This is a genomic window from Paraburkholderia phymatum, from assembly GCF_040965635.1.
In the GTDB taxonomy this organism is placed as follows: domain Bacteria; phylum Pseudomonadota; class Gammaproteobacteria; order Burkholderiales; family Burkholderiaceae; genus Paraburkholderia; species Paraburkholderia phymatum_B.
Map to the genome: position 1 here is coordinate 426,595 of NZ_JBFRCH010000004.1, position 21,487 is coordinate 448,081.

20 protein-coding genes and 1 pseudogene are annotated in these 21,487 nt (G+C 60.7%); 12 read left to right on the top strand and 9 right to left on the bottom strand.

The features are described from left to right. Positions 1 to 132 precede the first annotated feature (132 nt). Positions 133 to 1,254 (top strand): hypothetical protein, encoded by a 1,122-nt coding sequence (locus AB4Y32_RS11540; RefSeq protein WP_368721460.1) that lies wholly within the window; start codon positions 133 to 135, stop codon positions 1,252 to 1,254. 83 nt (positions 1,255 to 1,337) lie between these two features. Here the strand turns inward: AB4Y32_RS11540 and AB4Y32_RS11545 are convergent, their stop codons facing one another. Continuing rightward, complete coding sequence (locus AB4Y32_RS11545) at positions 1,338 to 1,889, bottom strand: NADPH-dependent FMN reductase (RefSeq protein WP_368721521.1); 552 nt, start codon at positions 1,887 to 1,889, stop codon at positions 1,338 to 1,340. 384 nt (positions 1,890 to 2,273) lie between these two features. Here AB4Y32_RS11545 and AB4Y32_RS11550 point away from each other — a divergent pair, with 384 nt between their 5' ends. Further along, positions 2,274 to 2,480 (top strand): hypothetical protein, encoded by a 207-nt coding sequence (locus tag AB4Y32_RS11550; RefSeq protein WP_368721461.1) that lies wholly within the window; start codon positions 2,274 to 2,276, stop codon positions 2,478 to 2,480. 89 nt (positions 2,481 to 2,569) lie between these two features. Here the strand turns inward: AB4Y32_RS11550 and AB4Y32_RS11555 are convergent, their stop codons facing one another. Then, positions 2,570 to 2,860 carry a DUF1272 domain-containing protein gene (locus tag AB4Y32_RS11555; RefSeq protein ID WP_368721462.1) on the bottom strand — a complete coding sequence of 97 codons (291 nt, stop codon included), beginning with the start codon at positions 2,858 to 2,860 and terminating at the stop codon, positions 2,570 to 2,572. Between the two features lie 270 nt (positions 2,861 to 3,130). Continuing rightward, complete coding sequence (gene arsC / locus AB4Y32_RS11560; RefSeq protein WP_368721463.1) at positions 3,131 to 3,490, bottom strand: arsenate reductase (glutaredoxin); 360 nt, start codon at positions 3,488 to 3,490, stop codon at positions 3,131 to 3,133. Between the two features lie 831 nt (positions 3,491 to 4,321). On the opposite strand from arsC, the gene parA reads away from it, so the two are divergent. Both parA and AB4Y32_RS11570 read left to right on the top strand, forming a co-directional pair. Beyond that, a complete protein-coding gene (gene parA, locus AB4Y32_RS11565) occupies positions 4,322 to 4,984 on the top strand; it encodes a ParA family partition ATPase (protein WP_368721464.1) in 663 nt (220 codons plus the stop codon). 24 nt (positions 4,985 to 5,008) lie between these two features. Further along, the gene (locus AB4Y32_RS11570) at positions 5,009 to 6,070 is read left to right on the top strand and encodes a ParB/RepB/Spo0J family partition protein (protein WP_368721465.1); all 1,062 of its coding nucleotides are present in this window, start codon (positions 5,009 to 5,011) and stop codon (positions 6,068 to 6,070) included. A gap of 42 nt (positions 6,071 to 6,112) precedes the next feature. Here the strand turns inward: AB4Y32_RS11570 and AB4Y32_RS11575 are convergent, their stop codons facing one another. After that, the gene (locus AB4Y32_RS11575) at positions 6,113 to 7,462 is read right to left on the bottom strand and encodes a replication initiation protein (protein WP_368721466.1); all 1,350 of its coding nucleotides are present in this window, start codon (positions 7,460 to 7,462) and stop codon (positions 6,113 to 6,115) included. Between the two features lie 1,966 nt (positions 7,463 to 9,428). Between AB4Y32_RS11575 and AB4Y32_RS11580 the strand changes: the two genes are divergently transcribed. After that, on the top strand, positions 9,429 to 10,634 hold the full coding sequence (locus AB4Y32_RS11580) for a DNA-binding protein (protein ID WP_368721467.1): 1,206 nt from the start codon (positions 9,429 to 9,431) through the stop codon (positions 10,632 to 10,634). A gap of 79 nt (positions 10,635 to 10,713) precedes the next feature. Here AB4Y32_RS11580 and AB4Y32_RS11585 read toward each other — a convergent pair whose 3' ends face one another. The 3 genes from AB4Y32_RS11585 to AB4Y32_RS11595 form a co-directional block, all read right to left on the bottom strand. Next, the gene (locus tag AB4Y32_RS11585) at positions 10,714 to 11,772 is read right to left on the bottom strand and encodes a tyrosine-type recombinase/integrase (RefSeq protein ID WP_368721468.1); all 1,059 of its coding nucleotides are present in this window, start codon (positions 11,770 to 11,772) and stop codon (positions 10,714 to 10,716) included. Between the two features lie 108 nt (positions 11,773 to 11,880). Next, positions 11,881 to 12,270 carry a DUF2471 family protein gene (locus AB4Y32_RS11590; protein ID WP_368721469.1) on the bottom strand — a complete coding sequence of 130 codons (390 nt, stop codon included), beginning with the start codon at positions 12,268 to 12,270 and terminating at the stop codon, positions 11,881 to 11,883. Positions 12,271 to 12,358: 88 nt separating this feature from the next. Beyond that, positions 12,359 to 12,973 (bottom strand): helix-turn-helix domain-containing protein, encoded by a 615-nt coding sequence (locus AB4Y32_RS11595; RefSeq protein WP_368721470.1) that lies wholly within the window; start codon positions 12,971 to 12,973, stop codon positions 12,359 to 12,361. Positions 12,974 to 13,134: 161 nt separating this feature from the next. On the opposite strand from AB4Y32_RS11595, the gene AB4Y32_RS11600 reads away from it, so the two are divergent. Both AB4Y32_RS11600 and tdh read left to right on the top strand, forming a co-directional pair. Then, on the top strand, positions 13,135 to 14,334 hold the full coding sequence (locus AB4Y32_RS11600) for a glycine C-acetyltransferase (protein WP_368721471.1): 1,200 nt from the start codon (positions 13,135 to 13,137) through the stop codon (positions 14,332 to 14,334). 18 nt (positions 14,335 to 14,352) lie between these two features. Next, on the top strand, positions 14,353 to 15,381 hold the full coding sequence (gene tdh / locus AB4Y32_RS11605) for an L-threonine 3-dehydrogenase (RefSeq protein WP_368721472.1): 1,029 nt from the start codon (positions 14,353 to 14,355) through the stop codon (positions 15,379 to 15,381). A 13-nt stretch (positions 15,382 to 15,394) separates the two neighbouring features. Here tdh and AB4Y32_RS11610 read toward each other — a convergent pair whose 3' ends face one another. After that, entirely contained in the window at positions 15,395 to 16,042 is a 648-nt protein-coding gene (locus AB4Y32_RS11610; RefSeq protein ID WP_368721473.1) for a YceI family protein, read from the bottom strand. A 128-nt stretch (positions 16,043 to 16,170) separates the two neighbouring features. On the opposite strand from AB4Y32_RS11610, the gene AB4Y32_RS11615 reads away from it, so the two are divergent. The 4 genes and pseudogenes from AB4Y32_RS11615 to AB4Y32_RS11630 form a co-directional block, all read left to right on the top strand. Continuing rightward, a complete protein-coding gene (locus tag AB4Y32_RS11615; protein ID WP_368721474.1) occupies positions 16,171 to 16,803 on the top strand; it encodes a TetR/AcrR family transcriptional regulator in 633 nt (210 codons plus the stop codon). 22 nt (positions 16,804 to 16,825) lie between these two features. Continuing rightward, on the top strand, positions 16,826 to 17,302 hold the full coding sequence (locus tag AB4Y32_RS11620) for a nuclear transport factor 2 family protein (protein WP_368721475.1): 477 nt from the start codon (positions 16,826 to 16,828) through the stop codon (positions 17,300 to 17,302). Positions 17,303 to 17,517: 215 nt separating this feature from the next. Beyond that, on the top strand, positions 17,518 to 18,045 hold the full coding sequence (locus tag AB4Y32_RS11625; RefSeq protein WP_368721476.1) for a hypothetical protein: 528 nt from the start codon (positions 17,518 to 17,520) through the stop codon (positions 18,043 to 18,045). Positions 18,046 to 18,347: 302 nt separating this feature from the next. After that, positions 18,348 to 18,596 (top strand): annotated as a pseudogene (locus AB4Y32_RS11630) (LysR substrate-binding domain-containing protein); the annotation flags it as partial. A 350-nt stretch (positions 18,597 to 18,946) separates the two neighbouring features. Here the strand turns inward: AB4Y32_RS11630 and AB4Y32_RS11635 are convergent. Continuing rightward, positions 18,947 to 20,725 (bottom strand): hybrid sensor histidine kinase/response regulator, encoded by a 1,779-nt coding sequence (locus AB4Y32_RS11635; protein WP_368721522.1) that lies wholly within the window; start codon positions 20,723 to 20,725, stop codon positions 18,947 to 18,949. A gap of 229 nt (positions 20,726 to 20,954) precedes the next feature. Between AB4Y32_RS11635 and AB4Y32_RS11640 the strand changes: the two genes are divergently transcribed. After that, positions 20,955 to 21,365, top strand: a complete 411-nt coding sequence (locus AB4Y32_RS11640) for a GFA family protein (RefSeq protein WP_368721477.1) — start codon at positions 20,955 to 20,957, stop codon at positions 21,363 to 21,365. Positions 21,366 to 21,487 lie beyond the last annotated feature (122 nt).

Below are 21,487 nucleotides of genomic sequence, written 5' to 3' on the forward strand. Positions count from 1 at the left end.
CCCTTCTTTCATCAATCCGGCTGCCCGCGCGGCAATGCATTCCGGCATGAACGTTGCGCGTTTCACGGCATCGACGAACGAGCGGCCTCGGCTGCGCAGCGGGGTCCGTTCAGAAAGCCGCAGGAGACAGATATGCGACACACCGTGATTGGTCTTTTCGACAGCTACGAGCAAGCCGAGAGCGCGCGCAACATGCTCGTGCAGACCGGCTTCGCCTCCGCCGACATCGAATTGCAGGCGAACCCCGAAACACCCGCCGATGTCGCCACCGCGCATACGCCCGGCGTGATCGCCAATATCGAACGATTTCTGTCGAGTCTCTTCCAGACTTCGGGCACGACCGCGCCCGAGGCCGAGCGCTACACGGAAGCCGTGCGGCGCGGCGCGGTGCTCGTGGCCGTGAACGCCGCGAGCGAATCGCACGCGGAGCTCGCGCGCAAGTCGCTGGCTAGACTCGGCGCGGTCGAAGTCAACGAACGTCCGGCAGAGAGCAGCCGCGCGGCGGCAACGCGCGACGATGCGGCGCAAGCACGTCGTGAGCATTCGGTGATGGATGAGCTTGGCATCGGCAAGCCGGCGGCCGGGCCGACGGCGGCCCAGGCGTCGAGCGATGCGCGGATCACCGAAGAAGAAGCGCGCAAGCGTGCCGAGATGGATGCGCTGCACGGCGTGCCGCCCGTCGACGATCCGTCGGCGCAGGCGCTTGCCGCAGCGAGCGCGCCGGGCGCCGGCGCGGTGATGCGGCCCGAAACGCCGCCGCCGGAACAGCCGGACTCGGCGCCGTCACACACGGCGGCGCAGCAGGAGACGACGCGGCCGGGCCAGTATCCGCACCATGCCGCGCCGACCAGCACGCAACCCGTCACGCCTCCGGACGAAACCCCTGGGGCGGCGGCCGTTGCATCGGCGGGCGTTGCCGGCTCAGGCGCCGTGATGACGCCCGATACGGCCGAGCCCGCGCGCGCGATGCCTCAACAGGTGCCCGACGAATTTCTCGAGTACGAGGAAGATTTCCGCGCTCACTACGACGCCCAGTACGCGGACGAAGGCTTGCGCTTCGACGAGTACGTGCCCGCCTATCATCACGGCGCAGCGATGGCGCGCGAAACCCGCTACCACGACCGGCAGTGGGAAGAAATCGAGCCCGAAGTCCGCGAGCACTGGGAGCGGGATAGGCCGGAGGGCAGCTGGGAGCGGTTCAAGGCCGCCGTGCGGCACGGCTGGGATCGCGTGACAGGGCATCGTCAGACATAGCCGGCAGTCGTGCCAAACGCGTTCCGAAAGCGAGGCAGCGCCCGGATGCCGGGCGCTGGTGCGTGGTTTGTCGATGTGCGGCGTTAGCCGACGTGCCGCTTCACCCAATCCACATAGCGATCGACAAACTTTTGCAAGAACTTGCGCGTGTCGTCGCTTGTGATATTGCCGTTTTCGTCGATCTGGCCAGTCGTGTGTTTGATGAACATTTCCGGCTGGCCGAGCGTCGCCACATCGAGATAGGCAAGCACGTTGCGCAAATGTTGCTGCGACAACGCCGTGCCCGTCGCAGCCGGCGACGTGCCGATCACCGCGCCCGGTTTGCCGGCCCAGACGCTATGTCCCCACGGGCGAGAGCCCCAGTCGAGCGCGTTCTTCAGCACGCCGGGTATCGACCGGTTGTATTCAGGCGTCACGAACAGCAATGCATTGGCAGCGTGGATCCGCTGCTTAAAGTTGAGAGCCGCTTCTGGGAAATCATGGTCGTAATCCTGGCTGTAAAGCGGAAGCGAGCCGATGTCCAGAAACTCAAAAGAAAAATCTGAAGGCGCGAGCGAAATCAATGCCTTCGCCAGATGGCGGTTGGTCGAGTCGCGGCGCAAGCTGCCGACGACGACTGCAATGTGATAGGCCATGTCTTCCTTCCTCGGTTGGCGCGGAACGCGCGATAAAAGGAGATGCAGCCGGTCAATCATAGTGGCCGACGTGTGAACCATAGCGCCGAATTCGGCACGCGCTATGACACGCTAATCGCCTGCAGTGGATAAATTGGGGGACGCAAAAGTTATCCACAGATTTTCTGGATAACCCTGTGGATAGGTGGAATCTTTGCCTTATCAATCAAGCGGGTTGCCGGGCCGCCGCAAAGCGCAACAAACGACTCGCGACAATACGCGCTGTTACAGATTCGAAGTGAACTTGTGGACAAGCGATTTTTCGAACTTTGGTGAGCTTAAGGTATCCGTGAGCAGTCTGTGCTCGGGTGACATTTCTAGAAAGCTTTTTGGGAGGAGCACATTATGAGCTTGGATCATTCTGGAAAATCCCACGACGAGGCGATCGCCGCGAGAAAGCAGCAAAAGCCTCGCTCGCTTGAACAACCGGGAGGCGATATGGCCATCGACGGTACGCAAGCCGACGAGACGCATAGCTGCGGTGAACTGTCCGAGCGCGGGAAGCAGGTCTGGCGCACGGGTAGCGGTCTTGATGGAGGTGGGAAAGCGTGAAGTCGCCGGTTCGACGTCGGCGGGATGAAGAGAAGGCGCCTTGGTTCTTATAAGGCGCTTTTTTGCGCTTTTCGGGCGATATCGACTGTCTAGCGCTGTGAGGGCGGTGTATCGCGATAACGCGCAAAAAATGCGCTATGTGATGTCTCGTCTACGTCCGCGGGGTGCCGTTTCGCCGCCGCGGGATATTTCGCGAGCATTGCAGCGGGACGGATCGGACGGTGTTGGAAATTTCCGCCGCAGTTAGGGCACACGTTGCGCAACTTCGTCAGCGCACAGACCTCGCAAAACGTGCATTCGAAGCTGCAAATCAGCGCATCGGTGGCGTTCGGTGGAAGTGATTTGCCACATCCCTCACATGACGGTCTAAGTTCCAGCATGTCGGTCCTCCCAAATGGGGTCGAGATTCGAGCGCCGCGCGATGATGCCTTGCGCGGCTTCTATCAAAGTCTACTTTGGGCTGCGCCAGCAAGAGTGTCACCCGTGCGTCAATTGCAGCCATGCTTTGGTCGAGCTGTCGGTGACGGCGAAGATCAGTTCAGCATCTCTTGCTAGCAATGGATTGCTGCCGCGTTTGCCGGGCTGGGTTCGTCACGCTCCGATACAGAGCGTGACTAGCTTGTTTGATACGCGTCGGCCTAATTCGCGAACTAGGGAAATAGAGCTTTCACATTCTCAGGCGGTCGACCGATGACGGCACGTCCGTTGCGAACCACGATTGGACGTTGAAGAAGGATCGGATGAGCAGCGATTGCTTCGTATAACTGAGCGTCATTCAATGACGTGTCGGCGAGCCCTAGTTCTTCGTAGGGCGGCTCCGAATCTCGGATCATTTCGCGAACCGGGCAGCCAAGCAGTTGGTTCAGTTGCTTCAACTGCGTTACGGAAAGCGGCCTGCGAAGGTATTCGACGATCTCGACGGGTTCATTCGACGGATTGTAGGTGTCGCTAATGAGTTCGCACGTGCCGCGTGATTTCGAGCAGCGGGGGTTGTGGTAGATAGTGATCATGGTGCTTTAGGCCGGATCGGGATGAAACGAAGGATTTTACGGCCATGCTGCGCGAATCGCTTGGGCCCAACCGGTTGAGCGACGAATCTAGAGCGGGGTCCGTCGCGCCAGCAGTTGTATTAGCGTTGGGAGTGCGGTCGCCCACTTGTGGGTTGGATCGCGCCGGGTTGTGTCGCTCGCGACGTCGACAAGGACCCTCCGTTGAATTTGTTGGCCTATGCGTGGCGTGTTATCTCGGCTGCGGCCGCCGCAACATCTGACCATCGGTTTGCGGACAAGAACCGCATCGCAAGCGCTGTTGGCAATCGGGGCTGCTGGGCCGTCTAGAAGCAGCTACCTGCCAGGAATATAGAGTCCCGCGCGCAGGGCACGGACGGTAGCGTTCCGTTGATGAATTCGAGCAAGGTTGTTCATGCACCACGCGAGCGACGATTGCGTGTTTATGTGGTCTCGCTTTATCGGTCCGCGAGTCCTTTCGCCAGAAGCTGAGTGCAGCAGTCTGACAAGCACGACTCACATATCCTTCGCCCGATTGCCTCATCCCGCACGTAGTACCGCAATGTGCCTCCACGGTTTATGCGCATAAACGATTCGTGCTTCAGTGTCTCTCTCCCACACCAACGCCGGTAGAACCTCAATCATATCTGCAAAGCCCTAACCGCCCGATCCTGTCCCTACGCATAGACGGTCTGCAGCGCGGATTACTTGTCCATCCTTTATGCGCATAAACCCATACCGAACGGCCTATAACCGTTGGATCTGGGCAAAATTGATTGAATTACAAATTCAACAAGGTAAAATTCAGCGGCGTACAAAAAGAGGAGGTGAACGTTGGCGGCAGAAATCATCGCGGTTACACAGCAGAAGGGCGGCGTCGGTAAGAGCACAATTGCGATGCACCTCGGCGCTGCCTTTCACGAGCGAGGCAAGCGCGTTCTTGTTGTTGACGCTGACGGTCAAAACACCCTCATCCATTGGGCCAGCGCATCCTCAGATAGCGAGTCCGGCATCCCGTTTCCTGTCGTTAATCTCTCCGAAGCCGGTGCGCAGATCCATCGTGAGATCAAGAAGTTCGTTGCCGACTACGACCTGATCGTCGTCGATTGTCCACCGTCCATCACTGAGAAAGTCTCCGGCGTCGTCCTGCTAGCTGCGACGGTTGCCGTGATTCCCACATCTTCGTCCCCGGCCGATTACTGGTCGAGCGTCGGTCTCGTCAAGTTGGTGCAGCAGGCGCAGGTCATGAACGAAGACCTGCGCGCAGTCTTTCTCCTCAATAAGACCGAAGAGAAGCGAATGCTCACGCGCGAACTCAAACGTGCATTAGAAGAGCTCGGTTTTCCGCTTTTGCGAACTCAGATTCCGACGCGAGAGGCCTACAAGCAGGCAATGGCGCTCGGCCAGACGGTCCTGCAGATGAGCGACCGAGGCGCCAAGCTTGCCAGCATCGAAATCCGCGCATGCGCCGATGAGATCGCCGCTCTGCTTCCCTGAATTTATGCGCATAAAGGTACCTGAATGAAACCGTCCCAATTCGCCAAAGGCTTCCAGGCACGCCCCGATTCGACCAGTAGCGAAAAGCGCACCGCGCTCGATCGGCTCAACGCGATCGACGGACTCGTGCAGAATGCGCCCAAGACCTCGAACATTGCGGCGTTCACGAGCGCGCCCGCATTGTCGTCCACCATCAACGACCCCGAGCCACCGGAAGCGGCGAACGAGTCGGTCGAATACCGCAACTGGCGAGCTGAGCAAGGCTACCGCCCTGGCCAGATCATTGAACTTCCGCTGAAGGCGATCAAGCCGAGTCCGTTCAATCCGCGGTACTTTTATCTGAAGTCGTCGATTGCCGAACTTGCCGTCAACCTTGCGAAGCAAGGACAGCAGCAGGCCATCCACGTCATTCCTGATTACAACAATCCCGGCAGTTACTTCGTTAGCGACGGTGGTCGACGTGTTCGCGCGTTGAAGGAGGCGAACAAGGAGACGGTAAAGGCGATCGTGGTCGATCTGCCGATCGGCATCCAGAGCTACAAACTCGGCTACGACCTCAACGTCCAGCGCGATTCGCAGACGGTATTCGACAATGCCGTCGTATGGCGCCGCTTCCTGGACGAAGAGCACTTCCAGAGTCAAAAAGAACTCGCCGAACATCTCGGCCTGGATGAGTCGACCATCGCTGTCGCACTGTCGATTTCGAAGCTGCCGGAAGCCGTGATGCAGGAGATGGTGGCGCGACCGGATCGATTCGGTTCGAACATGGCGTATCAGGTTGGCCGGTATCATTCGGCGCGCGGCACTGATTCAACACTGCGCCTGATCAACAAGATTCTTTCGGATGATCTGAGCACGCGGCAGGTCGCGGACATCGTCAAGGGAAGGGCGACAGCGCAGGAGAGTGCGAAACCGGCCGGCCGTCAGCGTTACGCACAACGGCTCGACATCAAGCTTGGTGGTGTGTCCGTCGGCGATCTGAAGTCGTACGGTGATGATCGGCTCGAGCTGAAATTGCGCGGACTCACGCGTGAGAAACGCGACGAGATACTCCGGCAAATCGAGCAAATGCTATCTGAGCAGTAGCGGAAAGCAACGGGCGCGCAGCGAGTGCGCGCCAAGTTGCGATCAGGCGGCGCGCGACTGACTCAATGTGAATGCGAGCAGATCCCCATCCGTCGGCTCGCCCCAGGTTCTGCGCGCGAGCCAGTCGAAGAACGCCGTTTCCGTCAGCTTCGACTCCAGCCCGCGTCGACGCCAATCGTCGCGCATGTGTGCACCAAGACCCGGCAGTTCGTCTTCCTCGAACGAGTGGCGCGCCAGTTCACGCTCCGCTTCACCTTGTTCGTCGTACAGCGCCTGTGCCTCCTTGCGCCGATACGCCATGTATTCGCCGAGCAGACGCGCCTTCAGATCATCTGCTGGCGCCACGGTGGAGCCTTTGCCAGCGGGCGTTGAAGGCAATGCGTCGACGGGCGGAGCATAACCCTTTTTCAAGGCGTCCTTGAACAGCGCTGGCGCGCTGCGCACGGGCGGCAGCGTTGTGCTGCGCATCCGCTGCTCCGTCATTTGCAACGCGGCACGGATGCGGTTTTCCTCGCTGTCCGCGTACAACGTCTGCGCTTCCTTGAGCGGGATGCCGATCTTCACCATGCGATCGACGAGCGTACTGTCGAATACGTTCGGATGCTCGTCCAGCGCCAGCATCGGCTGCTTGCGCTCGGTCACGCGAAACTGGATTTCCGCAACCCGACGGCCTTCGCGATGTTCGATCAGTTCGACAAAGATATTCGTAACGGCGTTGACTTCCGCAATGGCCGGGCGCAGATAGTCGCGCTTGAAATATTTGTACTCGCGCTTGGCTTCATCGCCGGCTTCCATGTCGGGCGTGCCGGACAGGATCGGCCGCCACCACTCCCACGCCTCACGCATCGTCAGATGGCTGGGATTGGTCAGATAGCGCACGCAGATTTCGTACAGCGCCAGACCTGCGCTGCTGCGCAACTGGCTCTGGAACTGAAGGCTTAGCCGCGCGTATTGCACCGGATCGAGCAGCTTCTTCTTGATTTTCGGCGCGAATGAGAACTCTACCCAGACGCGCCGTGTCGCGGGGTCCTCAAGAATTTCGGCGTCGGCGATCAGCGTCGAAATGCCCCACTTGCGCCCTGGCTTCTGGCTCGACGTGCCCTGGCTCCACTCAACCTGTACCGACACCATCCGGCGCAAGTGCTCCTTGACGAGTGCAGTATCGTTGGAATCGAAAGCGGAGTTCGCGACGATGTCGGAAAGTAGCGCACGATAGGTGTCGCCCGATTCATCCGCCTGCTGGGCGACTGCGAGCAACACGTTGAACAGCTTGCGGGTCAGCAGCGTGATCTTGCCGCTCTTCGGCTGAATGGCAATCGCCTCGACGGCCTTGCGCAATTCGGCGGAGCTTGGGCTCACCACATCGGTTTTTTTCGCGCGCTTTGTGGCCATGCGTCGAGTCAAGAAGAGATTTTGCGAAAGGATACCGGCTGTGGTGATGCACGTCTATAGCGGTTGTCTCACCTACTTGGGGTGAAACGCGTTTACGGCGGCCAACTCACCCAGAGCCGTTCCCGAAAAGCCTCACCTTTTGATTTCGGACGCATTTTGTGATGGCTTTGATGGTCGCGGGACTGCCTGATGTGCGGTCGCGTCGCGCGCGCGCCGACCGCCCGAATCGCTTCCCGTAACGGCTCACCTTTGTGGAAGTCGCAAATAAACGACGCATGCAGATGCTGCTGCGGCTCCTGGTAGCGATAGGACTGAACGGCTATTTGCGGAGGCAATGGCCGACTGGCCTCGCTTCAGTATTCGCAGGGGCGGTCAAGCGATGTCGACAGATGCTGCAACTAACTCAGTGATTCAGTATGGGGCCGACTGGTCCATCGAAAGCCGTGCTTTTACCGGCAGCCCAATCCGCCGAAACGAAGAAATCCGCCGCCCGGAACCAACGTAGACGCAAACGCGGAGATGATCTCTGCACGGGAACTCCCAGCTGTCGGTAAACGGCGGACCCGGTCAACCGCGACGACGCTCTCCCGAATATTCTCACCTTTACGAACGTCTGATCCGGTACCGGGGAGGCTTCCTAGCCCCCATACACAAATCAGGTGCGCAAAGAGCCTCCTGAAAACGCTCACCTGAGAGCCGATCCAGACCCGGCTTTGCCCCGCCACGAATCGGTAGCCCGACGTCCTGAAGAAGCTCACCTTTGGTGGATCACGAAGTGAAAAACCCGCAAATTTAGATACTTAGATAGCGCCGACCCAGCCGGATGCAGTGTGCGACTCCCGGAAACTCTCACCTCAGCCCGATCCGGTGACGCTGAGATGCCCAAAATCTGACCGCTCGATTCTCCCGAAAACCCTCACCTCCTAGCAATGAACCTGGTCATGGCATCGTCGCCGAATCCGCGCGAATACGACGTCTCAGCGCAATTGCGACGCCGAAGCTCCTGCATTTCCTCACCTTTCAGCCCAAACCGGTCGCGCATCATTCCCGCAAAGCCTCACCTTTTCGAATCTTGCACGCAAAAACTGGCGCAAGATGTGCATGCGGCTTTATCTCCTGAATCCGCTCACCGTCAAGACCGATGCTCGCAACAACTGCTCATCTAGCGTGCCTCCCGATCGGTTCGACCGCGTCCAGCTCCCGAAAAACCTCACCTATCGAGATTGCATGGCCCCAACACAAGCCCAAAAGCCCTACGAATCCCGAAAAATCTCACCATGTTGTTCAGTTTTCTCCCGCGAGTGCTCACCGACAGTGTGAAACGCCCACAAAATCAGCTCAATGACCATCGGAATTGCCGTCCTGAATCCCCTCACCTGCTTCTGCCGGCGACGGAGGTACGCCAATCAGCGTCGACGCGCCATCGATCGATCTGACGTCCCGAAAACGCTCACCTTTGGCCGACTGGCCGATCTTTGGCGTTCCCGAAGCCACTCACGACCTTTCCCGAGCCGGCTCACCCGTCCCCCCGAACCCCATCACTGAGCGATCCCGCGAAACCTCACCACGTCTCCTGTAAAACTTCACCCAGGCCCCCGCAGAGCCTTGCTCTACAAGGCTTTCGGCGAGCGTTAACGTCTTTAACTAAGGTTCAAAGGTGTTTACTTTTATTACTCTCAACGCGTGCCCCGCGAGCTCTCTCAAAGACCACAAACCTCGGCACCACTCGCGCGCTCCGTGAAACAGTGCCAAAACATCGGTCGATCATCTAAACTGCCGTCATAACAAAGACTTACTGATTATTCTTCGATTTGTTTCACGAGCACGCCTACCAAATCCGCTTCGCTGCGCCGAATTCCGTAGATATCAGGCTTTCGTTGCAAGAAAAACGCGCGCCGAATGAAACCCGTAACAAACGCTACGTAAATTGTTATGATTCGTCGACTTCCGCGACCTTGAGGTAGCCATGAATCTCGACGAAGAGCGCCAGTCCATCCGAAACGAACTCGACACGCTGCGCGCCAATGGTGCGCGTCGCCAGGAATTGTCGCTTCATGCCTGCAAGCGGCTCTTTTTCGACCTCGGAATTCGGCCATCGATGGCTGCCGTGCGTGAACTTACGCAAACGGGCAGCGCTAGCGACATACCAAAAGACATCGACAGCTTCTGGGAGCGGATTCGCTCAGTATCCCGCGTACGAATTGGCGGCGGCGCCATTCCAAAGGCGCTCGAGGAGCGCGCCGGTGAATTGCTTGGCGCGTTATTCGAAGATGCGTTGGCGCATGCAAAGGCCTCGCTCGATGAGGAACGTCAAGAACTAAGAACGTTACTCGCCGCCGCCGAGCGAGACTCACACGAGGGCCAGATTCGACGCGAAGTTTCCCAGGAAACCATTCAGCGCAGCGAAGTCCGTGCTGACGCCGCGTGGGAACGCGTACGCGTGCTTGAGACTCAACTCGCTGCTGCCAACACTAGCGGATCAGCTTACCAGGAAGGATTGCAAGCGTCCGTTCGCCGGCTTGAAGTTGAAAACGCGTCGGTACGCAGGCGCCTCGAACTCGAGCAATCGGCGAATGCAGGGTTGCGCGATCGCATCGACGCCCTCCAGGCAGAAATGCGCCAGAACACCGAACACTATGCGCAACAGATCAAGGACGCGGTGGCCGAAGCCGAACGCCGCGTCAAGCCGATGCTCGTGGAACTCGATTCGTTGCGCGCGATGGCAGCGACCTATCAGGCGAGTGTGCGCGATGCGAGCCGTAAGGAATTCGATTTCATCCAGCAACTCGCGGCCGCGAAAGCACGGGGCGATCGGCTTGACGCGCAGTTGCGCGAGCAGTCGGAGGAACTCGATCTGTTGACGCGCCAGATGGCTGCGCTGCGCGCCCAGCAGGGCATAAGCCCCGCAATTGCGGATCTGCTGTGTCAGCTGGCAGGGGCAGGAAGGCTGAGTGCCAATGAACTCGAGTCGATCGGCACTGCCGTCGACGGGCACGTCACAATCCCGCTCCGTTGTCCGAAATGCGCCGAGGGTGAACCCGAACTGTCTCAGGTCGAAGGCCGTTACGAACTGCTTTGTCCAGAATGCGAGCATTCATCGGGGACGGGCAGCTCGCGACTGATGGCCGTGACGCGCTTCATGTCGCCGGCACGAAGCGCTTCCTTGTCCTGATCGGATCGCTTTCAGTTCCCCGAAAACGGTCAAAGTGAGTTTTTTCGGGAACGCGTAGGTGAGGGCTTACGGGATACGTCTAGCCGTCTTCCGGCGTATCGTCGACATTCGCGGGAGACATGGCAGACGTTGCGAACTGTCTTTCTTCGTCGAATTTCTGTTGTTCAGCCCAAGCTTTCCATGCGCGATGCAGCCGATTCGCCGATACAGCCTGGGCGAATCCTAGCCATTGCCCGACGACCTCGACTTCCATCCCACTTTCGAACTGGTCCGCTGCGAACGAGTTGCGCAACGTATGCGGACTTGCACGAGCTTCTCGGGAATGCCCGATTCCCGATGCTTCCGTCAACGCGTCGACGGCTCGCAGCATGGTCGCCTTGTGCATCGGCCGCCCGGATGGCGATGCCGGGAAAACCAGATCGCCCGGCAATTCCGCCTGCTTACGTTCTTCGAGCCATAGGTTGAGGATCGGCACGGCGAACGGCGCCAGGCGAGTCCGGCGCGTAAAAAGCGGGTTCGCCGCTTCGATCACGATCCACGGCGAACCGGCCGTCACGCAATCAATCGGAAGGATTCGCGCTTCGCCCGTCTTGATGCCGCCGCCGAGAAATACGGCGATCAACGCGCGATCCCGACGCTCGCGCCAGCGTTGCGCCGGTGACAGATGCGCGACAGACGAAGAAAGATGTGCGATCAATGCGGAACGTTCTGCGGCCGTGAGGAAACCCGTTGGCTCGTTGTCACGCGCGTTGCGCCACTCCGCTTCGCCATCCTGAGCAATGAAGCGCGCCGGGTTCGTGGACGCGAGTTCGATTTCGCGCACATGATCGAGCACACGTTCGATCAAGCGCAAATAGCGGGCACGCTGCGGTTTGCGTATCGAGAGTCCAGCAACGAATTCGGCAATCGAGCGCATGTCGACCGTCACCAGGTTCTTGTGCCGAGCCTCCAGCCATTCGAGGAAAAGCCCCCACTGAGCCCGATAGACCTCCGCCGACGAATTGCGGAAATTCTGACTCGCGAGCCAGGCGTCGAATGCGGTGCGCGGATCGGCGAGCCAGTCTTGACGTTCTTGGTCGAACAGGTCCGTCGCATCGGGCGACGTGCCGACGGAGCCAACGAGATCGGCTGAGGTCATGGTCTGTCCTTCCGTTAGTTGCGTGAAACGATTGTAGTCGGTGACTTTACGCGCATAAACTCCCAGCGCGGCCCCTCCGGATACCTCGAAGCAGACGCCGAACGCCTTTCACCCACCCCACGCCCGACCGGCACTTCCACTCGCCTCGCGTCGCGTCCGAGTCTCGCTCTTTGACTTCTGCGCTTCGTCATAGGCCGCAACGGCAAACGCAAACACGGCGGGCAGCGCATTCGACTGCCCAAAGTCGACGGGATCATCCGTCTCGGGGAATTGAAAATCGGTTGGCCGTTGAAACAGCGCGAGCATGAACGGATCGTGCCGGCTGGCAAAACCGAGGTCCGCGAGTGCTTCCGCTTCGATGGCATGCAGAAGTCGCCAGGTAAGCGGCACCCGCTGCACGATGTAACGCGCAGCAATATGCCGGACGATATGCTCAAGGTCGCGCGCGGCCGATTTGAAGCGCAGCGCCGCCAGATCCTGTTCTTGATTGATGTTCATTTCTTCGGCTCCGTCAGTCACGTATACTGTACAAACATACAGTATCGGCCGCAACCTGACGTATTGCCGAAGAACCGGCTGTGCGGGCCTAACCGTGGATCACAACCAGCAAGGCCTTCGCTTCGCCCTTACCGGCATTGCGAATCGCGTGCGGTTCGTCGGCGACATAGCGCGCCGTATCCGCGGTCTTCAGGCGTTTCGTCGTTCCCGCCGCGTCGATATCGATGACGCCGTGCAAAACGGTCAGATGCTCGCGCGTACCCGGCTCGTGAGCGCTCGACACCAATGCGCCGCCCGCCTGGAGCGTCAATTCATACCATTCGAATTTGCCCGCCAGCTCGATCGGCCCCCACACGCGCAGCTGATATCTGGCGTCGTGACCGCTCAGCGTCGGAATGTCGTGCGGACCAGAAACGGCAATCGGCTCGGGCGCTTTTTGCGGCGCGAATAGCGAATCCAGACTGACGCCGAGCGCATTTGTCAGCCGCCACGCGACGGCGATCGTGGGATTCGCCTTGTCGCGTTCGATTTCCGACAACATCGATTTCGACACGCCCGCTGCGCGCGACAGATCGTCGAGCGTCATCTTGCGTTCGCTGCGCAACCGTTGAATCTGCTCGCCGACGCGCGGCGGCGCCGCAGCCGTTTGCGCCGCGGTGGCGGCCGTGCCAGACGCCCCCCGGCGCATTCCCGAACTTGCCATTTCCAGACCTATCGTTTAGAGTTGTTCGACATATCGAACTTTAGTTCGAAAAAACGAAAATTTCCGATAAAAACCGATCGCTGACTATAACAGGCCGCCGCGTTGCCGCACATCGTGCGTTGGCGTAGCGTTGAAAAGTCGGCCATTCAAGGAGCCGTTTCATGCGAGACCCTTTCCTCGCGCATCTGCGCAACACGCTCGACCAGATCCGCGCCGATGGTTTTCACAAGACCGAGCGCGTGATCGCGAGCCCGCAATCGTCCGACATCCGTCTCGACAGCGGCGCCGATGTGCTGAACTTCTGTGCGAACAATTATCTCGGCCTCGCGAACGATGCGCGCCTGATCGCTGCCGCCAAAGAAGGGCTCGACAAGGACGGCTTCGGCATGGCGTCGGTGCGTTTCATTTGCGGCACGCAGACCGTCCACAAGGAACTCGAACGTGCGTTGTCCGCGTTCCTGAAGACGGACGACTGCATCCTCTATTCGAGCTGCTTCGATGCAAACGGCGGCCTGTTCGAAACATTGCTCGACGACAACGACGCAATCATCAGCGACGAACTGAACCACGCGAGCATCATCGACGGCGTGCGGCTGTCGAAAGCGAAGCGTTACCGCTACAAGAACAACGACCTCGCGGATCTCGAAGCGAGACTGCGCGAAGCCGATGCGGCGGGCGCGCGCTTCAAGCTGATCGCGACGGACGGCGTCTTTTCGATGGACGGCATCATCGCCGACCTCGCAGGCATTTGCGATCTCGCGGACCGCTACGGCGCGCTCGTGATGGTCGACGACTCGCACGCCGTCGGCTTTATCGGCGAACACGGATGCGGCACGCCCGAACATTGCGGCGTGATCGATCGCATCGACATCGTCACGGGCACGCTGGGCAAGGCACTTGGCGGCGCTTCAGGTGGCTACGTCGCGGCGCGCCAGGAAATCGTCGATCTGCTGCGGCAGCGTTCGCGTCCGTACCTTTTCTCGAACACGCTCACGCCAAGCATCGCCGCCGCATCGCTGAAAGTGCTCGAATTGCTCGCGAGCGACGAAGGCAGGCAGTTGCGCGCACGGGTCCGCGAAAACGGCGCGCACTTCCGTCAGGCGATGAGCGCGCATGGCTTTACGCTCGTGCCGGGCGAACATCCGATCATTCCCGTGATGCTCGGCGACGCGCAACTCGCGTCGAACATGGCCGATGCGCTGTTGAAAGAAGGCGTGTACGTGATCGGCTTCTCGTATCCCGTCGTGCCGAAGGGCCGCGCGCGCATTCGCACGCAGATGAGCGCCGCGCACACGGCGGAACAGATCGATCGTACCGTCGACGCATTTGCGCGCGTGGGTCGTTCGCTTGGCGTGATCTGAAACGGGACATCAATTGCAATGAAAGCACTGGCAAAACTCGAACGCGCTCCGGGCCTGACGTTGACCCGCGTGAAGAAGCCCGAAGTGGGTCACAACGATGTGATGATCCGCATCACTCGCACCGCGATCTGCGGCACCGACATTCACATCTGGAAGTGGGACGACTGGGCGCAAAAAACGATTCCTGTACCGATGCATGTCGGTCACGAGTACGTAGGCGAAATCGTCGAAATGGGCCAGGAAGTGCGCGGCTTTTCGATCGGCGATCGCGTCTCGGGCGAAGGGCATATCACGTGCGGCTTCTGTCGCAACTGTCGCGCGGGGCGCCGGCATTTGTGCCGCAACACCGTCGGCGTCGGTGTGAATCGCGAGGGTGCGTTCGCCGAATATCTCGTGATTCCCGCATTCAACGCATTCAAGATCCCGCCTGAAATCTCCGACGATCTCGCCGCGATCTTCGATCCGTTCGGCAACGCGACGCACACGGCGCTCTCGTTCAATCTCGTCGGCGAAGACGTGCTGATCACGGGCGCGGGCCCGATCGGCATCATGGCCGTGGCGATCGCGAAGCATGTCGGCGCACGCAACGTCGTCATCACCGACATCAACGATTACCGGCTCGACCTCGCGCGCAAGATGGGCGCGACGCGTGCCGTGAACGTGTCGCACGAATCGCTGCGCGACGTGATGAGCGATCTGCGCATGACGGAAGGCTTCGACGTCGGCCTTGAAATGTCGGGTGTGCCGAGCGCGTTCACGTCGATGCTCGAAGCGATGAACCACGGCGGCAAGATCGCGCTGCTCGGCATTCCGCCTGCGCAAACGGCCATCGACTGGACGCAGGTCATCTTCAAAGGCCTCGAAATCAAGGGCATTTATGGCCGCGAGATGTTCGAGACCTGGTACAAGATGGTCGCGATGCTGCAAAGCGGACTCGATCTATCGCCGGTTCTCACGCACCGCTTTGCCGTCGACGACTACGAAGAGGCCTTCGCGACCATGCTCTCCGGCGAAAGCGGAAAAGTCATCCTCGACTGGACGGCATGATGAGTCCGCGCGCTCAGCTCGCGGGCGGACGCGCGGCCTCAGTCTGAATGACGACGTGAATGTCATCGCCCACGGCGGGATACCACGTCGTCAGACCAAACTTCGAACGGCTGAACCGGCCGTCCGCGGAAAAGCCGAGCGTATCGGCTTTCGTCAGCGGATCGCGTCCATAGCCGTTGAACGTCACATCGAGCGTGACCGGCTGCGTCACGCCGCGTATCGTCAGATCGCCCGTCAGCTTTCCGCGCGCTTCGCCTGTGCGTTCAAAACGCGTGCTGACAAAACGGATCTGCGGATTGCGCTCGACATCGAGCATGTCCGGACCCTTCACCATCTTGTCCAGTAGTGCGACGTGCGTATCGATGCTCGCCGCGTCGATCGTCACCGTCGCCTGGCTCTTGTCGAGCCCGCCTTCCTTCCAGTCGAGCTGACCCTCCACGCGATCGAACCGCATCGTGAAGCGCGTGTACTTCAAGTGATCGACGTCGAACGTGATGCTCGTGTGATGTGGATCGAGGTTGTACTGGCCGGCGGGCACTCGCGCTTCCGTTGCCGTGACGGTGTGCGTGACGACCTGCAGCGGCGTGCACGCGCCCAGTGTCGCGGCAAACACGGCAGCGCACACTGCAACAAGCGCAGGACGGCGAAAAACGATGCTCATGACACTCATCCTTTTGAACGATTATCCAACACGATAATGCAAGCCGCGCGAACGCGCCGATAGCGGACTGGACATTTCACAACGCACAAAAACTTGACGAAGGAGAATGATCGTTCTACCCTTCGCGCATGACTACTTCCGATGACACCATCACGAGCGCCCGCGAGCGGCTGCTCGACGCGACGGAAGCCCTGATCTACGCAGGCGGCATTCACGCAACGGGCGTCGATGCGATCGTCCGGCAGTCAGGTACTGCGCGCAAAAGCTTCTACACGCACTTCGAATCGAAAGATGCGCTGGTGGCGGCCGCGCTCGAAAGGCGAGACGAACGCTGGATGACGTGGTTCAGCGAAAGCACGCTGCGCCGTGGCAAGCATCCGCGTGCGCGCCTGCTCGCGATGTTCGATGTATTGCGCGAATGGTTTGCGTCCGAATCGTTTCATGGCTGCGCGTTTCTCAATGCGTCTGGCGAGATCGCTTCGCCTGACGATCCGATTCGCGTCGTCGCGCGCGAACACAAGGAGCGTCTGCTCGAATTCGTGCGCACGCAATGCGACGAATACGTCGCGTCGACGGGCGGCGATAGTCGGCGCGCGGCGCGTCTGTCGCGTCAATGGCTGATCCTGATCGACGGCGCGATTGGCGTCGCGCTCGTGAGCGGCGACGCCGATGCGGCACTCGATGCGCGCGCGGCCGCCTTGCATCTGCTCGATGCCGCAAGTGAAAACACCCGTTCGCCGAACGGGCGAAGGTCCACCTGACGCAGTTCAACGAGGAAACATCATGGCCGAAATCGAAAGACGTCCGCCCGTCCCGCCGTTCACGCGCGAGACGGCCATCCAGAAAGTACGCGTCGCAGAAGACGCATGGAATACGCGCGAGCCGGAACGCGTGTCGCTCGCTTACACGCCGCAAAGCAAATGGCGCAACCGCTCGGAGTTCCCGACGGGGCGTGCCGAGATCGTCGCGTTCTTGCAGCGCAAGTGGGCGAAGGAACTCGACTACCGGCTGATCAAGGAGCTGTGGGCGTTCACCGATAACCGCATCGCCGTGCGCTTCGCCTATGAATGGCACGACGATTCGGGCAACTGGTTCCGTTCGTATGGCAACGAGAACTGGGAATTCGACGAGAACGGACTGATGGCTTATCGGCACGCGAGCATCAACGACAAGCCGATCCGCGAAGAAGAACGCCTGTACCGCTGGCCGCTCGGCCGTCGTCCGGATGATCATCCGGGGCTGTCGGATCTCGGCCTTTAGTCTCATGCATGTCGTCCGGGTGATTGCGCGCTCAACGCATTCACCTGGCTGTCATCGTTCTTTCGCTATCGTTGCGCGTCTGCGAGCGCGTTGTCGTTCCGAGCGCACACTCCACATCAACATCATGGTTGTGGGGTACAGTGCGCGACTGGAAAGCAATTCGACACTCATTGCGACATCGATGACGCCGGCGCGCAACCGGTTGCGGAGAACACATGTCGTTTGGAAAGATCAAGAACAAGATACGTCGTGCATGCGTGGCGGGTGTGATAGCCGGCATCGGTTTGACGGGGGCGTCGGGCGCGCGTGCGGCGGACTGGTGCAGTGGAGGTGTGTGGGTCGATGCGATGCTCGCGTCGTATCACATCAACCCGGACCCGGGCACGCACTTCGAGCAGTTCAATCCAGGACTCGGCGTCGAATGCTGGCTCAACGGGCAATGGGCGCTGACGGGGGGCGGGTTTCGCAATTCGTTGAGCCGTCCGTCATGGTACGGCGGCGCCGTCTGGGCACCCGAATTCGCGCACTGGGGCGTTATCCGCCTGTCTGCGATCGGCGGGATTATCTCCGGCTATAACTACGGCAGTTGGGGCCTCGGTCACGATCACACGATCGGTCCCGTCGTCGCGCCTATTGTGATGGTCGAATATAAACGCGTCGGCGCGAACTTCATCGTCGTTCCGCCGATTCCTTCCGACCGCCTCCCGTTCACGATCGGCTTCCAGGTGAAGGTGAAGTTCTGAGCGTGCTTCGCTGAATGCGCGACTCGTACGCGTTCGCGCGGCTGAGGTGAGGCTTTACAGGACCCGAGCCGATGGTGATCGACAGACGCAACACGCGATTCACCTCAAGCGCAAAAACAGCGCTAAATCAAGGGGTAAATCGTTCGGCTCGCATATGCGAGCGCACATGAAAAACTCGCGCATCGCTTCAAAGGTGAGCTTTTACGGGTTATCGAATCGCAAGACGCCGTACTCCCGAAAGCTCTCACCTTTGCCACGCTACCGCGCGCGATCCACACACGCAACGATCAACGCAAACGAGCCGTGGGCGCGTCTCGTCATCGGACTGGTACGGCATTCACGTGCTGACGCCTGCGTTCGCGGCGTCTCTTGCGCGTCATCCGCAGTTGTCGATCGAGCTGATCACCGATTCGCGTCGCTACAACCTCGCGCGCCGCGAAGCCGACCTGGTCTTGTTTCGCATTACGCCGTTCGACGAACCCGACATCATCCAGCGCAAGCTGATGCATATGGATTGCGCGTTCTACGGACGCATGGATCTCGTCGCGCCCGTGCGCGAGCAGTTGAGCATCGACGGCTGCGTACTGCGCGTGCGAACCATAGGTCGTCGCGGTCGGCGCGGACGTCACCGCGTCTTCGCCGGTTCCTTACCTGGGTCTGCGAATGGAACGCAAGTTCGCTGAAGCGCATGCCATCAAGGTGAGAAGATTCGGGAGTGAGGCGGAAGCACTTCGTGCACGCACCGATACCAGTCGCAAACCCTTGTTCCATAAGGCTTTGCGGACAGCATCAAGAGCGCGTCGAAGCGCGCCGAGCGGTGATAGGTGAGGGTTTGCGGGACTTGGGGAAAGTGACGCCGATTAACACACGCCGGCTCACCTGCGCTCTATCGCGCATTACATCAGACAAGACCGCTGACGTTTCTGCCGTCGCGATGCGACAGCACATCGGCGAGCCGTTCCATCGATACAGGCTTTGTCAGGTGATAGTCGAAGCCGGCCGCGAGCGCGCGCGACTTGTCCGATTCCGATGAATAGCCCGTCAGTGCGATCAGGAACATATGCGCGAGGTCCCGGTTCGAGCGTATCGTGCGCGCCACTTCGAAGCCGTCCATCTCGGGCATGCCGATATCGATGATGCCGACTTCGGGCATTTCCTTCGCGGCGACCCGCACCGCTTCGCGTCCGCCGCGCGCGACGATCACATTGTGCCCTTCGAGTTCGAGCAGCAGGTGCAGCGCGTCGAGCGCATCGGCGTTGTCGTCGACGAGCAGAATGCGGCTCGGCGCGCCGATCGTCACGACGGGCAGATCCGGAGCGAGCCCTGGTTCGCGATCGAGAATCGGCAGACGTAGCGACACGATCGTGCCGCGCCCGATGCCCAGGCTGTCGAGCCCAATCGTGCCGTCGTGCAGTTCGACGAGCCGCTTCGCGACCGCGAGCCCGATGCCGAGGCCGCCTTCGGAGCGGCGCATGCTCGACGGCGATTGCGCGAACAGTTCGAACACGTGCGCGAGCGCGTCGGGACTCATGCCGACGCCGTTGTCCTCGATGACGATCGACACGATGCCGCCGCATTCGGGATCGACGGCCGGGCTATCCGCATCGACCTGCACGCGCAGCCGCAGCGTGCCGCCCGCAGGCGTGTACTTCGCGGCGTTGGACAGCAGATTGCCGACCACCTGGCTGAGCCGCACGTGATCGGCGCGCACATAAACGGGCTCGTCGAGTCCTTCGATCACGAGTCGATGCTTGCGTGCGTCGATGTGATGCTTGAGCGCCGTCACGGCGTCATACACGATCTCGTTCAGCGACGTGCGGCTGTACTTGATCGCGAGTTTGCCGTGGCGCAGCCGCGCGGCGTCGAGCAGATCGTCGACGAGCGTGCGCAACTGACGCATCTGCCGCTGCGCGATCGCGAGCACTTCGTTAGCGGGCTTTTCGCCCGCGCACAGCACCTTGAGCGCGGCGATCGAGCTGTCGATGGGCGCCATCGGATTGCGCAGCTCGTGGCCGAGCATTGCGATGAATTCGTCGCGCCGGCTCGCCGCGTCTTCGAGCGCGCGTCGCGCCTGTTGCGCGGCGGCCGCTTCCGCTTCGGCTGCCTGTTGCGCATCGAGCAGCGTCAACGCCGCGCCCGCGAGCACGGCGAGATTGCCGAGCAGACGCACGTCCTCGCGGTCGAACCGATGGTCGTCGTGCGAGGCGACCCAGATCGCGCCTAGCTGTTTCGAGTCCGCGCTGCGGGAGGGAATCGGCGTAATGATGCCTTCCGTCATCATCGCGCCGGCATCGCCCAGGGCCGTGAAGTATCGCTGCGGATCGACGAACAGTTGCGGCGCGCCGAGTTGCAGCGTCACGCCGCAAGGGCATTCGGCCCACGCAGTCGTCTGGCCTTCGAGGCCCGCGCAAGCTCCCGCGACCGCGCGCCAGCGGAATATGGCTTCGCCTTCGCTCGTCGTTTCGAGCAGGCTGATGCCGGCGCTGCCCGCGCGGCACGATGCGAGCGCGGCATCGGCGATGGCTTGCAGCAGCGTGTCGCGGCGTCCCGTTTGCGCGCTCGCCACCGTGACCAGCGTTCGCACTTCGGCGGCATGGTCGGGTGCGCGCGCGGGGCGTTCGCTCAGGTCGCCGGTACGCAGGACGCCCGCACGGCGGGCGCTTTCGATGCCGTCGCTCATGGTGCTGGAAGAGTAATGGTTAGCGACGGTCAGATCCACTCATCGGGGTCCGTAGCCGGCGTCAATACGCTCGTGTGAAGTGGCCGGCGAGCCGGCAGAAAGCGGGCCCGACCGTTACCGAAGTATAGGCCTTGCACCCGTACAAGTGCCCGGATTTCGTGGGGTTGGCAACGTTTGACGCCGACTGCCTCCGTGCAGCAGGATGAGGCTTCACCTGATGGAGGACACGATGAGTCACGAGTCCCAGCAGCAAATCCATGAAGGCGGTTGCGCGTGCGGCGCAGTGCGGTTTCGCGCGGAGGGCGCGCCGATACGAGTCGGCATGTGTCATTGCATGACATGTCGGCGCGTGCACGGATCGGCGTTCGGTTCGTATGCGATTTTCCGCGGTGACGCCGTCGCTTTTACGGGCAGCACGCGCGAATGGCGAAGCTCCGAGCAGGGGCGGCGTCACTTCTGTCCGGCGTGCGGCTCGGTCGCGTTCATGATGTACGCAGATCGCGACGAAATCGACGTGCCGCTTGGCGCGTTCGACGAGACGGGCCTGTTCGAGCCGGCTTACGAACTGTGGTGCATTCGCAAGGAACCGTGGCTACCGCGAGGCGTGCGTCCGGAGTACGACGAGGAGCGCACGCGGTAGCGCCGCGTCTTGCGTTTCGCGTCTTGCGTAAGAGATAAGAAAGCTGGAAAGGGCGCTGGAAAGAAAAAGGCGCCGCCGGCTGGGCTCGCTCGCCGAAGCCGTCGGCGCGTCACGCGGGCCGA

Excerpts from the sequence above, each read along its gene's own strand:
- AB4Y32_RS11540 (WP_368721460.1), top strand. The coding sequence starts at position 133 with ATGCGACACACCGTGATTGGTCTTTTCGACAGCTACGAGCAAGCCGAG.
- AB4Y32_RS11545 (WP_368721521.1), bottom strand. The coding sequence starts at position 1,889 with ATGGCCTATCACATTGCAGTCGTCGTCGGCAGCTTGCGCCGCGACTCG.
- AB4Y32_RS11550 (WP_368721461.1), top strand. The coding sequence starts at position 2,274 with ATGAGCTTGGATCATTCTGGAAAATCCCACGACGAGGCGATCGCCGCG.
- AB4Y32_RS11555 (WP_368721462.1), bottom strand. The coding sequence starts at position 2,860 with ATGCTGGAACTTAGACCGTCATGTGAGGGATGTGGCAAATCACTTCCA.
- arsC (WP_368721463.1), bottom strand. The coding sequence starts at position 3,490 with ATGATCACTATCTACCACAACCCCCGCTGCTCGAAATCACGCGGCACG.
- AB4Y32_RS11570 (WP_368721465.1), top strand. The coding sequence starts at position 5,009 with ATGAAACCGTCCCAATTCGCCAAAGGCTTCCAGGCACGCCCCGATTCG.
- AB4Y32_RS11575 (WP_368721466.1), bottom strand. The coding sequence starts at position 7,462 with ATGGCCACAAAGCGCGCGAAAAAAACCGATGTGGTGAGCCCAAGCTCC.
- AB4Y32_RS11580 (WP_368721467.1), top strand. The coding sequence starts at position 9,429 with ATGAATCTCGACGAAGAGCGCCAGTCCATCCGAAACGAACTCGACACG.
- AB4Y32_RS11585 (WP_368721468.1), bottom strand. The coding sequence starts at position 11,772 with ATGACCTCAGCCGATCTCGTTGGCTCCGTCGGCACGTCGCCCGATGCG.
- AB4Y32_RS11590 (WP_368721469.1), bottom strand. The coding sequence starts at position 12,270 with ATGAACATCAATCAAGAACAGGATCTGGCGGCGCTGCGCTTCAAATCG.
- AB4Y32_RS11595 (WP_368721470.1), bottom strand. The coding sequence starts at position 12,973 with ATGGCAAGTTCGGGAATGCGCCGGGGGGCGTCTGGCACGGCCGCCACC.
- AB4Y32_RS11600 (WP_368721471.1), top strand. The coding sequence starts at position 13,135 with ATGCGAGACCCTTTCCTCGCGCATCTGCGCAACACGCTCGACCAGATC.
- tdh (WP_368721472.1), top strand. The coding sequence starts at position 14,353 with ATGAAAGCACTGGCAAAACTCGAACGCGCTCCGGGCCTGACGTTGACC.
- AB4Y32_RS11610 (WP_368721473.1), bottom strand. The coding sequence starts at position 16,042 with ATGAGCATCGTTTTTCGCCGTCCTGCGCTTGTTGCAGTGTGCGCTGCC.
- AB4Y32_RS11615 (WP_368721474.1), top strand. The coding sequence starts at position 16,171 with ATGACTACTTCCGATGACACCATCACGAGCGCCCGCGAGCGGCTGCTC.
- AB4Y32_RS11620 (WP_368721475.1), top strand. The coding sequence starts at position 16,826 with ATGGCCGAAATCGAAAGACGTCCGCCCGTCCCGCCGTTCACGCGCGAG.
- AB4Y32_RS11625 (WP_368721476.1), top strand. The coding sequence starts at position 17,518 with ATGTCGTTTGGAAAGATCAAGAACAAGATACGTCGTGCATGCGTGGCG.
- AB4Y32_RS11635 (WP_368721522.1), bottom strand. The coding sequence starts at position 20,725 with ATGAGCGACGGCATCGAAAGCGCCCGCCGTGCGGGCGTCCTGCGTACC.
- AB4Y32_RS11640 (WP_368721477.1), top strand. The coding sequence starts at position 20,955 with ATGAGTCACGAGTCCCAGCAGCAAATCCATGAAGGCGGTTGCGCGTGC.